Genomic DNA, 13,979 nt, shown 5'->3' on the forward strand with positions numbered 1-13,979 from the left:
AATGGCGGATCGGATTACTTTCCTTTCCACTCTGGTTCTCGATCCTCGAAGAACGCGTCGATACCCTCGTCTTTGTCCTCGGTCGCGAATAGCTGGGAGAACAGTTCCGCCTCGTACTCGATCCCGTCGTCGAGATCCATCTGCGAACTCGCCTGCACGGCCGTCTTCGCGAACTCCAGAGCGACCGGACTCTTTTGAGCCATCGACTCGGCCAGTCCGTACACCTCCTCGTCGAGTTCGTCGAGCGGACAGACGACGTCGACGAGTCCGATGTCAGCCGCCTCTTCGGCGTCGATCAGATCGCCCGAAAGGATCAACCGCATCGCCTGTCCCTCGCCGACGAGGCGGGGCAGACGCTGCGTGCCGCCGCCACCAGGGATGATACCGAGATTGATCTCCGGCTGCCCGAGCTTTGCCACGTCGGCGGCGATCCGGACGTCACAGGCCTGCGCGAGTTCACAGCCCCCACCGAGCGCGTGACCGTTGATCCGGGCGATGACCGGTACCGAGAGATCAGCGACCAGTTCGTAGATGCGCGGGCGCTCGCTCGCCTCGCGCTGTTCGATCGGACCGCGGTCCTGGAACTCGGTGATGTCCGCGCCGGCGACGAACGCTTTCCCCTCGCTGTCGCCGGTGAGAACGACGACTCGGGACTCGTCGTCCGCCTCGATGGCCGCGAGAACGTCGGTTAGCTCCGACCGGACCTGTGCGTCGAGCGCGTTCCGCGCGTCCGGCCGGGATAACGTCACCGTGACGACGCCGTCGACCTCGTCGCCGACGGATGCGGAGACGGTATCGAACTCCTCGGTGAGTGCTTCGGGACCGGTCATCGGCCGTCCTCCGGATCGCCGCTGACCCCGATGACTTCGCCGTCCTCCCAGACGTAGAACCCTTCGCCGCTCTTCTTACCGAGCTTCCCGGCTCGGACTTTCTGTCTGAGTAGCTGTGGCGGGCGGAACCGTTCGCCCAGTTCCTCGTGTAGATATTCGAGAATATCCAGTCGAACGTCGAGTCCGACGACGTCGGTTAGCTCGATGGGGCCCATCGGGTGATTGTATCCGAGTTCCATCGCACGGTCGATATCTTCGGGCCCCGCCACCCCGGTCTCTAACATCCTGACAGCCTCGACGCCGAGTGCGACCCCGAGGCGGGACGATGCGAAGCCGGCGGAGTCCCGGACGGTGATCGGTTCCCTGTCGATATTCTCGACGAACGCGGTCGCAGTCTCGACCGTCTTCTCGTCGGTCTGCTCGGCGACGACGATTTCGACGAGATCCATGATGTGAACCGGATTGAAAAAGTGGAGACCGATCGCCCGGCCGGGTCGGTCGAGCACGCTGGCTATCTCGGTGACGGAGAGAGACGACGTGTTCGAGGCGATCACTGCGTCACCCGGCGCGTGTTCTTCGACGTCCGAGAACGTCCCCTGTTTGATCTCTATATCTTCGGGGACGGCCTCGACGACCAGATCAGCGTTCGCGACGGCGTCCGGCAACGACGTCGTCGTCTCGATCCGATCGAGCGTCGCCGCTTTTTGTTCCGTGGTCACTTTCCCCCTGTCGACGCCGCCCTGCAGGTTCGCTGTGATCGCATCGACCCCGTCCTCGAGGAACTCCGCTTCGAGGTCGCGTATCGTGACCTCGTTTCCGGCCATCGCGGAGATCTGTGCGATCCCATGCCCCATCGTACCTGCGCCTAGTACTGTTACTCGCATCGTGTGTGCCAATCGTCCAGTACCCCCATTAAAATTGTTATAGATGTCGGCGACCACGCCGTCACTCGTTCGTCTCGCCACAGACGAGGACCGGTAGATCAGCGGTCAGGACGACATCCTGTGTCACGCTTCCGAAGAGGGCTTTCCCCGTCGGCGAGCGCTTCCGCCCGCCGACAGAGATGAGATTGGCGTCCGTCTCGTCCGCGTACTCGATGATCTGTGTCGCGGGATCACCGCTGGTTTCGTCCAACTGAACGTCGATTCCCGCATCCTCGAGTAGCTCTTCGCTCTTGAGCGCCGTTTCGAGTTGCTGTATCGATGCACCAGTGACGTTATCGGTAAAGACGTGCAGGAGCGTCACCTCGATATCACCCGGCTGGTGGGGCATCTCCACAATGGCGTTAGCCTGGGCAATAGCGTGTTCGAGAGTATCGTCTAGCGCTACCAGTATGTGATACATGATCGCATATTTATCGGTATTGCTACTAATCGTTGTCGCTCCAATGCCGGCGGTTCCGGAGACGTGATGGATCGGATACGACAGCAGGCAGGGTAATCTCGTGCGATAAATGTCAACTTATATTGCAGTATATTTATCCGGTAGAAGACCATAATATTAATTTATAGTAATATTTCTGTGCGGTGGCAATCAAAGAGATCGGTCAAGCAAAATGCCAGACAGAGGCGACAGATACGATACTCTACGACGGACGAAAGTCCGCCGAAGTTCTCTCCAGTTTAAAGAGCTACTGCAGTCTCATAAGTTCTCACATACGATTAACAGCCCGGAGAGTGGAAGGTCTCTCAAAGTATATAGTCAAATATTAGTAAATTATATATACATTATTGTAAGAGTATAGATATACGTTCAGAACAGAGATATTATAGTAAAGCTGTGCAAAACAGAAAGAACGATACTTACAATCTGGAAAGAACTAACAGCGTCCGCGCGATAGAAAACATATGCAAATCGATGACGAGGACGGGATTCTGAACCATCACGTTCGACCGGCCGGATGCACTAAACGCGTTTACTCCCGATGCCGCGGTTGCCCTCGCCGACGCTCTAGCAGAGGTATCGCCCGAAGAGTACGACGCTGTCGTGCTTACCGGTGAAGGCGACGCGTTCAGCGCGGGCGGTGATCTCCAGGCGATGGCCGAGCGCGACGAGACGGCGGAAGAAGCGTTCGACCGGGTGCAGGAGACGCTCGGCCGGGTCGTCGAAGAGGCGCTCACGGCGCGGGTACCCATCGTCGCCAAGGTCAATGGCGACGCCGTCGGTGCGGGGCTTGCGGTGACTGCTGTCAGTGACCTCGCATACGCGGCGGAGTCGGCGTCGTTCAGTTGCGCGTTCGTTCGGGTCGGACTGGTCCCAGACACGGGCGGGACGTTCCTGCTGCCGAAGTTGGTCGGACTGCGCACTGCGAAGCAGTTGGCGTTTACCGCCGAGTTCTTCTCGGCCGAAGAGGCGGTAGAGTACGACCTGATCAACAGGGCTGTCCCCGACGACGAACTCGACGATGCGGTCGACGAACTGCTCGAAACGCTCGGGAAACGGCCGACGAAAACGCTCGGCCTCGCAAAACGTGCGATCCACGAGAACATGGGTCGGCACTGGCGCGAAGCGCTCGATCACGAACTCCATACGCAGACGCTGGCGTACGGAACGGCAGAACACGAGGAGGGCGTGCGGGCGTTTCTGGACGGCGAGGAGCCGGAGTTCAGGTCGTTCGGGCGGGTACGGAGCGCTTACTTCCCCTCGAATTCCGGTTCTTCGTCGCCCATGAACGCGGTGATGCCTTCCATCAGGTCGTCGGTCGCCATGAGTTGACCGAATGCCTGGTTCTCGATTTCGAGTCCCGCTTCGGTGTTCTCCCAGCCCTTCAGCATGGCGCGCTTTGCGAATCGCGTCGCAATCGGCGGTCCTGCGGCGAGGTCAGACGCCAACTCGAACGCTCGGTCCTCGAAGTCGTCGTTTTCGACGACCTCGTTGACGAATCCGTACTGTTCCATCGTCTCGGCCTCGTACCGATCCGCGGTGAGGATTATCTCTTTGGCACGCCCTTCGCCGACGATATGTTGTAGACGCTGGGTGCCTCCCCAACCGGGGATCAGGCCGAGGTTCAGTTCCGGCTGGCCGAACGTCGACCGTACCGTCGCGATCCGCATGTCAGCACACGTCGACAGTTCCATACCACCGCCGAGGCAGTAGCCGTCGATTCCCGCGACGACCGGCATATCACAGGACTCCAGTTTGCCAAAGATCCGCTGGCCGTTACGCGAGAGCTCGGTCGTTTCGATCGGATCCGCACCGCTCCCGGCCATGCTCTGGACGTCCGCGCCCGCCGAAAACGCTCGGTCGCCCTCCCCGACAAGTAGGATCGATCTAACCTCCTCATCGTCCGCGAGCAGATCGATCGCCTCGTCGAGTTCGTCGAGGAGTTCCCCGCTGATCGTGTTCATCCGGTGCGGACGGTCGAGAACGAGTTTCCCAACCATCTCGCCGGGCTTGTCGACGCGGAGCGTCTCGAACTCGTAGCCGTCCTCCTCCGCTTCGTCGCCGCCGTAGAAGCCGCCCTGTTCGGCGGCCTCGGCGAGGTAGTCGGCTGGCTCGTATCGAGCCGCGCCAGTCTCCTCGTGGGCGTCTTCGAGTACATCAAGCAAGTGGTCGATCCCCGCCTCGTCGGCGAGTTTAGCCGGGCCGTTCGGGAATCCGGCCCCGAGCATTACGGCCTCGTCGATGGCGTCAGCCTCGGCGACATCGTCACCGATCAGGTGGGCGACTTCGTTCGCCATCACCGCGGTCAGACGGTCACTGATCGACTCGCTGACCTGATCGGACGGGACGTCCGCGCCGCCGTCCTCGTAATCGTAGAAGCCCTTGCCGGTCTTTTTGCCGAGTTCCTCGTTTTCGACTTTCTCCGCGAGCAGCGGACAGGGTTCGTACGCGTCGCCGAGGACCTCATGCATGTATTCGAGAACGTGATAGCTCACGTCGTTGCCGACCTGATCGCCGAGCTCGAAACTGCCCATCGGGAGGCCCATGCCGTATTTGGTGGTGCTGTCGACTTCTTCGATGGCCGCCTCGCCCTCGTGGACGAGCCAGCAGGCCTCGTTCATCAGCGGGACGAGGATCCGGTTGACGATGAAGCCCGGACTGTCCTTGTGGACGCGCACGGGCGTCTTGCCGAAGTCCTCGGCCAGGTCCTCGATGACGTCGAGGGTTTCTTCGTCGGTGTGTTCCCCGGAGATGACTTCCACGAGATCCATCCGGACCGGCGGGTTGAAAAAGTGCATCCCGCAGAACTGCCCGGGACGGTCGGTGAACTCCGAGAGGTCAGTGATCGAGAGCGACGACGTGTTGGTCGCGAAGATTGCCCGCTCGGGGGCGTACTCGGAGACCTCGGTATAAACGTCCTCTTTGATCTCCATCTTCTCGGGGACGGCCTCGATAATCACGTCCGCGTTGCTGACGGATTCTTCGATGTCGACGAGCGGCGTGACACTGTCGAGTGCGGCGTCGGCCGCGTCCTGACTGATGCGCTCTTTCTCGGCGAGTTTGTTCAGGCTCCACTCGATATCGTCGTAGCCACTCTGGACGAACTCCTCGTTGATGTCCCGAATCGTCACGTCATAGCTCGCGAGCGCGGCTACTTCGGCGATTCCATGACCCATGTTACCCGCACCCAGAACTGTTACACTGTTGATATCGTCAATCTCCATGGACGCAACGACGGCATGCAGTGGGTTTAACGTTTCCCTCCGGAGTCATATAAACTCTATTTTAGTTTCTATCGGGTTACAAAGATACTTATTGTTCACCATAGATAGATCACGCATGGACTTTGGACTTTCAGACGAACAGCGAGCGATCCGTGACGAGGTACGCAAGTTCGCGGAAAACGAGGTCGCGCCCGTTGCCAAGGAACACGACGTCGAGGAAACGTTCCCACACGAAGTGATGGACGAAGCGGCAGAGATGGGATTAACTGGGGCACACATCCCCATCGAGTACGGCGGCGCCGCGTACACCCCTCTGGAGATGTCCATTATCACCGAGGAACTGTTCGCCGTCGATCCGGGGATCGGACTCTGCATCACCAGCGCGGCGTTCGGGGCCGACTCGCTCATGGAGTACGGCACCGAAGACCAGAAAGAACGCTACCTCGAACCGATCGCAGAGGGCGAGGCCATCATGGGCGCGGCCATCAGCGAACCCGACACCGGCTCTGACGTCTCCAGCGTCTCGACGCGCGCCGAGAAAGACGGCGACGAGTGGGTGATCAACGGCAACAAGATGTGGATCACCAACGGCACAGTGGGCGATTACTTCGTCGTCATGTGCAAGACCGACGACGTCGACGACCGCTACTCCGGTTTCTCGCAGGTCCTCGTCGAATCCGACCGCGACGGCTTCGAGGCCGACAAGATCACGGGCAAACTGGGGATCCGCGCCTCCGACACCGCCGAACTGATCTTCGACGACGTCCGCGTCCCCGAGGAGAACCTCATCGGGACGCGCGGGGCGGGCTTCCTGCAGTTGATGCAGTTCTTCGACGAGACCCGGACGATGGTCGCCGCACAGGGCGTCGGCATCGCCAAAGGCGCGTGCGAGCGCGCACTCGACTACGCACAGGACCGCGAGCAGTTCGGCCAGTCTATCAGCGAGTTCCAGGCGATCCAGCACAAACTCGCCGACATGCACACGAAGACCGAGGCCGCACGCCAGTTGACCTACAAATCCGCCTGGAGCGTCACCAACGAGGACGACGACCTCACCGCGCTGGCGTCGATGGCCAAGGAGTACTCCTCCCGCATCGCCGTCGACGTCGCCGACGAGGCCGTCCAGATCCACGGCGGCGCTGGCTTCGTCAACGACTTCGACGTCGAGCGCCTCTACCGCGACTCCAAGATCACCCAGATCTACGAGGGAACCTCCGAGATTCAGAAGAACATCATCGCGCGCGAACTGCTCGGCAAAGGGTTCTGAGGCGACCGCGAGTTCGTTTTCGACTCCATTCTTCGTGAGGTCTATACTCGAACGGCCACGAGTTCGGGCTATGAGCGACCCACTGGCTACGCTGCGAGACGACCCAGTCATGGCCCGCCTGATCGACGAACACGGCCCCGTCAATGTCGACCCAGCAACCCACGAGTACCAGCGACTCGCCGTCTCGATCATCAACCAGCAACTCTCGACCGCCTCCGCAAACGCCGTCAGAGAGCGCGTTTTCTCCCTGTTCGACGAGCCGATCACGCCAACCACGATGCTCGACGTCGACGAGGACTCGCTCCGTGATGCGGGAGTGAGCGGGCAGAAAGTCGAGTACCTGCAGACCGCCGCCGACGCCTTCCAGCGTGGAGCGTACACCCGAGACGGACTGGCCGACCACCCGGACGACGAAGTCGTCGCCAAACTCACCGAGATCCGCGGCGTCGGCGAGTGGACCGCGCGGATGTATCTCCTGTTCGTCCTCGGCCGCGAAGACGTCCTGCCGCTGGGTGACCTCGCTGTCCGCAACGGGATCGACGAGCTATACGGGAGCGGCGATGGCTCGACGACGCGCGGGGAGATGCGAGAGATCGCCGAACGCTGGCGTCCCTACCGAAGCTACGGGACGAAGTACGTCTGGCGCGCGTACGAGTCGGACTGATTACTCCTCGAGTTCGGTTTCGTCGTCCGCGTCGGCGCGCCGTCCAACGTCGACGTGGTAGTGTTCCAGGATGTCCCGGCCGAGCAGGAGTGGGTAGTCCATATGGCTGCGATCCTCGACGTTGGCCGCGACAGTGTGGCGTCGCCCGCCGACCCCGATCACGATGTCGACGATCGGCCGCACTTTCGATTGTTTCGAGCTACCGGAGCGGACCCGCATCTTGCTCTTGATCGGCCCCGCACCGATATCGGCCGCGAGGCTCGTGTCGATGCTCGTCCGCGTCGCGCCCGTGTCGGATTTGGCGTACACGCTCTTGGAGTCGCTCGTCCCACTGACCAGGACCTCTTCGGTGTAACCGATGGGGATGACCTCCTGTTCGCCAGCCTGTGATGGCTGCGGGCGGGCGGCAGGGACCGAATCGTCGAGGGAGCGGGCGAGCGATGCGACGAGTTCGTCGTCGACTTCGTGGCCCGCGCGCTCGATTGCCAGTTTCGCGATGTAGGGGGCGGGACTCGTTCCAGTCGCCTCGAAGAACCCTTTGAACCCCGCGGTAGGATTGACTTCGAGTACGTACCAGCCATCCTCGCCTTCGATCAGGTCCACGCCGGCGTAGTCGAGGCCGATCGCATCCGTCGCGGAGAGTGCGATCTCTCTGGTCTCCTCTGTTAGCTGGTCGGTCGCATCCCGGACGTCGCCGCCGAGCGAGACGTTCGTCCGCCAGTCACCCTCCGGTGCGTACCGGTGCATCGCGCCGATGATCCGGCTACCGACGACGTAGACGCGCAGATCACGGTGTTTCTCGCCGTCCCGTTCGATCAGATCCTGCAAGAACGCATACCGGTTGCCGACCATGGAGTTGACCGACTCCCCTGGACCCACCTTCCACGTCCCGCCGCCGTGCGTTCCGATCGAGGTCTTGTACACCGCCTCCTCGCCGAACTCCGCGCGACGACGCGAGAGCGTTTCGCTACCGAGCGCTAACAGCGCGTCCGGAACCTGCACGTCAGCCTCCGTGAGCGCGGTTGCCGCCGCGAACTTGTGCATCGCCGTCATCGTCGCCTCCGGCGTGTTCAGTATGGGCCGCGTACGCGAGAAGACGTTCGCAATACCGAGTTCTTCACAGGGCTGTGCCGTGTTCGAGAGCAGCAGTCGGTTCGCAATGACGTCCACGTCGGGGTCGATCGAGAGGGTGCCATCCTCGATCCGAACCGACGTGTTCTCGGAGCGAAGCCATTCCGTTCCGTAGCCCAGGTCGTCGACCGCATTGAGAATGGCTTTCGTCTCCTTGCTGTTGTGGAGACTGAGCACTCCAACCGTAAGATCGTCCTCCATACACACGAAGAGAAGCAGTACTGTAAAAACATTACCCGTTGCCCTCCCATGCTTGCAGCGATATCGTAGCGTTTCCCCGAAGGACTCATTTATGTTTCTGTGTGGGCTGGTATCGACCATATGACCGACGAGGGGGAGCAGACGATCCAGCGATTCGCCGACCCCGACGGCGCCAGTGGCGAGCTGTTCAGCTATCCCGGCGGACGCGTCGCGCCGGGAGAGCGAGCCTACATCCGACACAACGTCAGCCAGACATACCTCGGCGATCCGATCAGGGTGCCAGTTACGATCATTAACGGGCCAAACCCCGGACCGACGGTATTTCTCGCCGCCGCTGCACACGGCGACGAACTCAACGGGATCGCAGTCGTCCGGGAGGTCGCTCACGACTGGGACCACACTGATCTCAACGGAACGCTGGTCTGTCTCCCCGTCCTCAACGTTCCCGGGTTTCTCGCACAGCAGCGGTATCTCCCGATCTACGATCGCGACCTCAACCGATCGTTCCCCGGTAGCGAGACGGGGACCAGCGGGAAGCGCATCGCACACCGGATATTCAGCAGTTTCGTCGAGCCATGTGACTACGGACTCGACTTCCACACCTCCACGCGCGGCCGGACGAACATGCTTCACGCCCGCGCCGACATGACTGACGACGCCGTGGCTCGACTCGCACAGTCGTTCAGTACGAACGTCATTCTCGACTCTCAGGGGCCGAACGGGACACTTCGTCGCGAGGCTACCGAAGCGGGCGTCCCGACGATCACCATCGAGATGGGAGAAGCCCATCGGTTTCAGCGGCCGCTGATCGACCGTGCACTGAACGGCGTCGTGAGCGTACTCGCCGAGTACGGACTTTCCCCCGGAGCACTGTCCACTGGCCCGGCTGGCGAACGGTGATCAGCGAGGACAGCGAAAAGACCTGGCTGCGCGCTGACGTTGGCGGTATCGTCGATATGCACCACGACCGTGGCGCACTCGTTCACGAGGGCGAGGACGTCTGTACTATCACGAATCCATTTAAAACGGACACTGAAACCGTCCAGGCACCGTTTACCGGCTTGCTCGTCGGCATTCTCGAAAATCCGGTGGTCTACCCCGGAAACCCGCTCTGTCACCTCGTCAAACTCGACTCCGATACCCACCGTGCCGTCGAACACCAACGGGCGGCCGACCCATCAGGCGAATCGTTCCTCTAACTCCACACGTTTTCGAGTGATCGGGCGGCCAGTGCTGTTCGATGACTCACTCGAACTACACGCAGAACTGTGACCACCTCGATAGCCGCGCGGCGGCGCTACGATGATCCCCACGATTGCGCCGCTCTCTCAGGTCGTTACCGGGCTTCGCGTCGCTGACGAGACGTCGACTACCTGTGAGAGTTGTGAGGAGCGAATAGAGGAAGGCCAGCACGTGCGCTGTCGTATCGAACGGGAACCACAGTTCGGCCAGTGGCGGATCAGTGGCTGTTTCTGCACGGACTGTCAGATACAGTCCGAACAACCGGGCGCCGGATTCGTCGTGGGACGGCTTGGAACCGTCCGTGACTCCCAGACGCAATCGTCGTGCCTGGTGCTACTCGAACCGTCTTCAGTCGCTGCACCCGTCGGCTGACCGGCGCCGCCGCTCTCCTTCAGAATGAAATAACCCCCGCGCCCGAATGGGCGCGGAGGGTCTATGAATAGCAGGCGGCGATCCGGTGTTTCCAGAGGGTCTCCCACTCCAGTACTTGCCGGAACGCTGGCAGGCTTATCTTCCGTGTTCGGGATGGGTACGGGAGTTGCCCTGCCGCTCTGGCCGCCTTAACGCCAACTCGTGGACTCGAACCACAATAATGGACACCTGTCCGTTGGTCAGTTGACCACCATATTCGTGTACGTGCGATCCAGTTTACGCCTGGACCAGGTCAGCAGAGCGAGTCGCTCTACGTTGTGGACCAGTGCAGATGATACACTCGGATATGAGTGAATGGCTTGGCATGTTAGTGCTCGCGGGCTCAACGTCTCGTTGCCTCGACGCGGACACCCCAAGTCTATCGAACTCGTCTTCTACGAGTTGCCTCAAGAGTACTTCGTATCCAGGTGGGTTTCGAGCTTAGATGCGTTCAGCTCTTACCCCGTGGTGCGTAGCTGCCCGGCACGTGCCCTTGCGGACAACCGGTACACCAGTGGCACCCAAGCGCAGTTCCTCTCGTACTATACGCTTGTTCCTGTCAAGTACTCAAACACCCCCAATAGATAGCAGCCGACCTGTCTCACGACGGTCTAAACCCAGCTCACGACCTCCTTTAATAGGCGAACAACCTCACCCTTGCCCGCTTCTGCACGGGCAGGATGGAGGGAACCGACATCGAGGTAGCAAGCCACCCGGTCGATATGTGCTCTTGCGGGTGACGACTCTGTTATCCCTGGGTAGCTTTTCTGTCATCAATCTGGCCCATTGAGGGCCATGATTGGTTCGCTGACCCCGCTTTCGCGTCAGCGTCCTTCGTTAGGCAGGACACTGTCAGACTATCTTGTGCTCTTGCACTCTGCGCCGGATTTCTGACCCGGCTGAGATAATCATGGGGCGCGCTCGATCTTCTCTCAAGCGCGTACCGCCCCAGTCAAACTGCCCGGCTACCGGTGTCCTCCGCCAGGAGTGAGAGTCACAGTCACTAGTGGGTAGTATTTCAAGATTGCCTCGGTGGCCCGCTGCGCGGGTACCTGTGTAGCGGCTCCTACCTATTCTGCACACTAGCGACCGTGTCTCAGCGACAGCCTGCAGTAAAGCTCCATAGGGTCTTCGCTTCCCCTTGGGGGCTCCAGACTCCGCACTGGAATGTACAGTTCACCGGGCCCAACGTTGGGACAGTGACGCTCTCGTTCATCCATTCGTGCAAGCCGCTACTGAAGCGGCAAGGTACTACGCTACCTTAAGAGGGTCATAGTTACCCCCGCCGTTAACGGGTCCTTCGTCCCATTGTACTGGGTGTTCAGATACCCGCACTGGGCAGGATTCAGTGACTGTACGAGTCCTTGCGGATTTGCAGTCACCTGTGTTGTTACTAGACAGTCGGAGCGTCCGAGATACTGCGACCTGCTCCATAAAGAGCAGGCATCCCTTCTTGCGAACGTACGGGACTAACTTGCCGAATTCCCTAACGTCGGTTGCTCCCGACAGGCCTTGGCTTTCGCCGCCATGGATACCTGTGTCGGTTCTCGGTACGGACACCGTACTCAGATTTTCACGGGTTCCAGGTTGACCCAGCTTGCGGTATCTCGCCGTTCGTCCGCTTCGTGCCATTACGGCTTCCACGGAGTTGGACGGTTACACTGGGCGCGAGCCCAGCCTGGGCGACCCCGAAACGTCTCCTTTGAATGTACGGTGGCGCAGAAATATTAATCTGCTACCCTGTTTCGATCTCCTCGAATTGCGAGAGATCTTAGGACCGGCTAACCCTCGGCTGATCAGCATTGCCGAGGAACCCTTATCCATTTGGCCGTCGGGGGTCTAACCCGACTATCGCTGCTACTATGGCCAGAATTGTCGTCACCAGTCGGTCCACACGAGTTCTCACCCGTGCTTCCACCCAACTGGAGCGCCAACCTACTCGATCACTCTGTGAAGAGTGCGGCCAGGTCTCGGTAGTGGATTTGAGCCCCGATCATTTTGGGCGCCCCGAACCTCGGCCGGTAAGCTATTACGCTTTTCTTAGAGGGTAGCTGCTTCTAAGCTCACCTCCCGGCTGTCTGGGGCTCGGGACCACCTTCGGTTGCACTTAATCCACATTTTGGGACCTTAACCCGGCGCTGGGTTGTCTCCCTTACGGTACGCAGGCTTACCCCGCGCACCGGAATCCACGCGTCAACAGCGTTCGTAAGTTCGGAGTTTGACAGATGAGCCGACTCCTCTCGGAGGCGGGGTCATCAATCGGTAGCTCTACCTCACGAACGACCTCGGCGTAGGTCATGCTTCGACATGTTTCGGTTGGAACCAGCTGTTGCCGGACTCGATGGGCCTTTCACCCCTATACGTGAGTCACGAGAGGGTATTGTAGGACACCAACTCTAACAGGCCTCCACATGGCTTTCGCCATGCTTCACCTTGCTCACGCATAGATCGTCCGGATTCGGGTCGTGTCCGAATGACTCCCCGCACTTGAATACGGCGGCCCTGGGGCAAAGCCCTGCGGCCATGTCGGTTTCCCTATGCCTTCCCGGATGCACCGGTTAGACTCGTCATTCAGACACACTCTCTGGCTCGTTTTTCAAAACGCACGACGCGACATCGGCTTCCATTGGGTCCTACTGTGGGGTCGCCCCCAGGTCGTTTTCCAATGGACCTTGTATGCCCCGTCGCTCAGTGGCTGACTGAGTTCAAGCCCTATTGCACCTCCCGTTGTGGGGTGCTTTTCAGCGTTCGCTCACGCTACTTGTTCGCTATCGGTCTCGAGGAGTGTTTAGTCTTCTCAGTCGATGCCTGAGATATTCACGAGGGATATCCAACCCCCGCTACTCTGGAACTGACGCACACTCTACTACTCGATCGTACGGGGTTGTCACCCTGTTTCACGCTCCATTCCAGGAGACTTCTGATCGAGGTTCAAGTGCTGCAAGTCAGCCCGAACACCACATTGCCCGTGAAGGCTTCGGTTTGGACTGTGTCGCGTTCACTCGCGGTTACTAACGATATCGCGGATTGCTTTCTATTCCTGCCGATACTGAGATGTTTCAGTTCTCGGCGTTCCCCATTGCGCAAAGCAATTGCGGTGAGGATTCCTATTTGGAGATCCCGAGTTCTTCGCCTCCGTGCGGCTCCCTCGGGCTTTTCGCAGCTTGGCACGTCCGTCGTCGGCTCTCGAGCCGAGCTATTCACCAGCCAGCGTCGTAGCCACGTCTGTCGTCTAATCGTCTAAATCGTGTGTCGTCTGTGTTGGACCACTGCGGTTGAGCAGACTCGCAAGTCTGCCGAACTGGTCCAGTGGACGTCTGGATCGCACGTACACATGGTCTCGTCACACCCGGGGTGGTCTAGCCGAGTGTTCAACCCTTCCCATCCGCGCTTACACGGGATGGTGCATCAGTTTCGCTTCGTACTCCAACCGAGCGCCGTTTCCCACTTAAGGGCAACGGTTCGCGATTCGAGCACGAGTCATGGACCCACAGGGATTCGAACCCTGGGCATCCTCCTTGCAAAGGAGGCACTCTACCGCTGAGCTATGGGCCCACTCCGGGCAGAGCCCGGAGAGGCGTGTATAGTGTTAGCTTTGATAGTTCGTTAGCGCCCGGACGCGTCGT

Annotated in this window: 8 protein-coding genes, 1 tRNA gene, 2 rRNA genes and 2 pseudogenes; 5 read left to right on the forward strand and 8 right to left on the reverse strand. The window is 60.0% G+C overall.

All coding sequences use genetic code 11. The annotated features are described in order from the left end of the window. Positions 1-14: 14 nt before the first annotated feature. The 3 genes from ACFQH2_RS11945 to ACFQH2_RS11955 all read right to left on the reverse strand — a co-directional run bounded on the left by ACFQH2_RS11945 (position 15) and on the right by ACFQH2_RS11955 (position 2,174). Positions 15-830: an enoyl-CoA hydratase/isomerase family protein gene (locus ACFQH2_RS11945; protein ID WP_377053884.1), complete on the reverse strand. Its 816-nt coding sequence runs from the start codon at positions 828-830 to the stop codon at positions 15-17. Further along, positions 827-1,714, reverse strand: coding sequence for a 3-hydroxyacyl-CoA dehydrogenase family protein (locus ACFQH2_RS11950; RefSeq protein WP_377053886.1), 888 nt, complete (start codon positions 1,712-1,714; stop codon positions 827-829). Before ACFQH2_RS11950 ends, ACFQH2_RS11945 begins: the two co-directional genes overlap by 4 nt. Before the next feature lie 61 nt (positions 1,715-1,775). Further along, the gene (locus tag ACFQH2_RS11955; RefSeq protein WP_377053888.1) at positions 1,776-2,174 is read right to left on the reverse strand and encodes a universal stress protein; all 399 of its coding nucleotides are present in this window, start codon (positions 2,172-2,174) and stop codon (positions 1,776-1,778) included. A 503-nt stretch (positions 2,175-2,677) separates the two neighbouring features. Here ACFQH2_RS11955 and ACFQH2_RS11960 point away from each other — a divergent pair. Beyond that, positions 2,678-3,437 (forward strand): annotated as a pseudogene (locus ACFQH2_RS11960) (enoyl-CoA hydratase/isomerase family protein); the annotation flags it as partial. Between the two features lie 26 nt (positions 3,438-3,463). On the opposite strand, the gene ACFQH2_RS11965 reads toward ACFQH2_RS11960, so the two are convergent. Beyond that, positions 3,464-5,437 carry a 3-hydroxyacyl-CoA dehydrogenase/enoyl-CoA hydratase family protein gene (locus ACFQH2_RS11965; RefSeq protein WP_377053892.1) on the reverse strand — a complete coding sequence of 658 codons (1,974 nt, stop codon included), beginning with the start codon at positions 5,435-5,437 and terminating at the stop codon, positions 3,464-3,466. Positions 5,438-5,552: 115 nt separating this feature from the next. On the opposite strand from ACFQH2_RS11965, the gene ACFQH2_RS11970 reads away from it, so the two are divergent. Next, positions 5,553-6,704, forward strand: coding sequence for an acyl-CoA dehydrogenase family protein (locus tag ACFQH2_RS11970; protein WP_377053894.1), 1,152 nt, complete (start codon positions 5,553-5,555; stop codon positions 6,702-6,704). A 70-nt stretch (positions 6,705-6,774) separates the two neighbouring features. After that, the gene (locus ACFQH2_RS11975) at positions 6,775-7,368 is read left to right on the forward strand and encodes a DNA-3-methyladenine glycosylase family protein (RefSeq protein WP_377053896.1); all 594 of its coding nucleotides are present in this window, start codon (positions 6,775-6,777) and stop codon (positions 7,366-7,368) included. Here the strand turns inward: ACFQH2_RS11975 and ACFQH2_RS11980 are convergent, their stop codons facing one another. After that, positions 7,369-8,706, reverse strand: a complete 1,338-nt coding sequence (locus ACFQH2_RS11980; protein WP_377053898.1) for a RimK family alpha-L-glutamate ligase — start codon at positions 8,704-8,706, stop codon at positions 7,369-7,371. It lies immediately after the preceding gene. A gap of 114 nt (positions 8,707-8,820) precedes the next feature. Here ACFQH2_RS11980 and ACFQH2_RS11985 point away from each other — a divergent pair. Together ACFQH2_RS11985 and ACFQH2_RS11990 are read left to right on the forward strand one after the other, a co-directional pair. Continuing rightward, a pseudogene (locus ACFQH2_RS11985) lies at positions 8,821-9,899 on the forward strand (succinylglutamate desuccinylase/aspartoacylase family protein). 103 nt (positions 9,900-10,002) lie between these two features. Beyond that, entirely contained in the window at positions 10,003-10,314 is a 312-nt protein-coding gene (locus ACFQH2_RS11990) for a hypothetical protein (protein WP_377053902.1), read from the forward strand. 69 nt (positions 10,315-10,383) lie between these two features. Here ACFQH2_RS11990 and rrf read toward each other — a convergent pair. The 3 genes from rrf to ACFQH2_RS12005 all read right to left on the reverse strand — a co-directional run bounded on the left by rrf (position 10,384) and on the right by ACFQH2_RS12005 (position 13,908). Next, positions 10,384-10,505, reverse strand: a 5S ribosomal RNA gene (rrf, locus tag ACFQH2_RS11995). A 158-nt stretch (positions 10,506-10,663) separates the two neighbouring features. Next, positions 10,664-13,581: ribosomal RNA gene (locus tag ACFQH2_RS12000) — 23S ribosomal RNA — on the reverse strand. A 255-nt stretch (positions 13,582-13,836) separates the two neighbouring features. After that, positions 13,837-13,908 (reverse strand) — tRNA-Ala (locus ACFQH2_RS12005). Positions 13,909-13,979: the final 71 nt, after the last annotated feature.

The sequence above is a fragment of the Natronoarchaeum sp. GCM10025703 genome, assembly GCF_042661985.1.
Lineage (GTDB): Archaea > Halobacteriota > Halobacteria > Halobacteriales > Natronoarchaeaceae > Natranaeroarchaeum.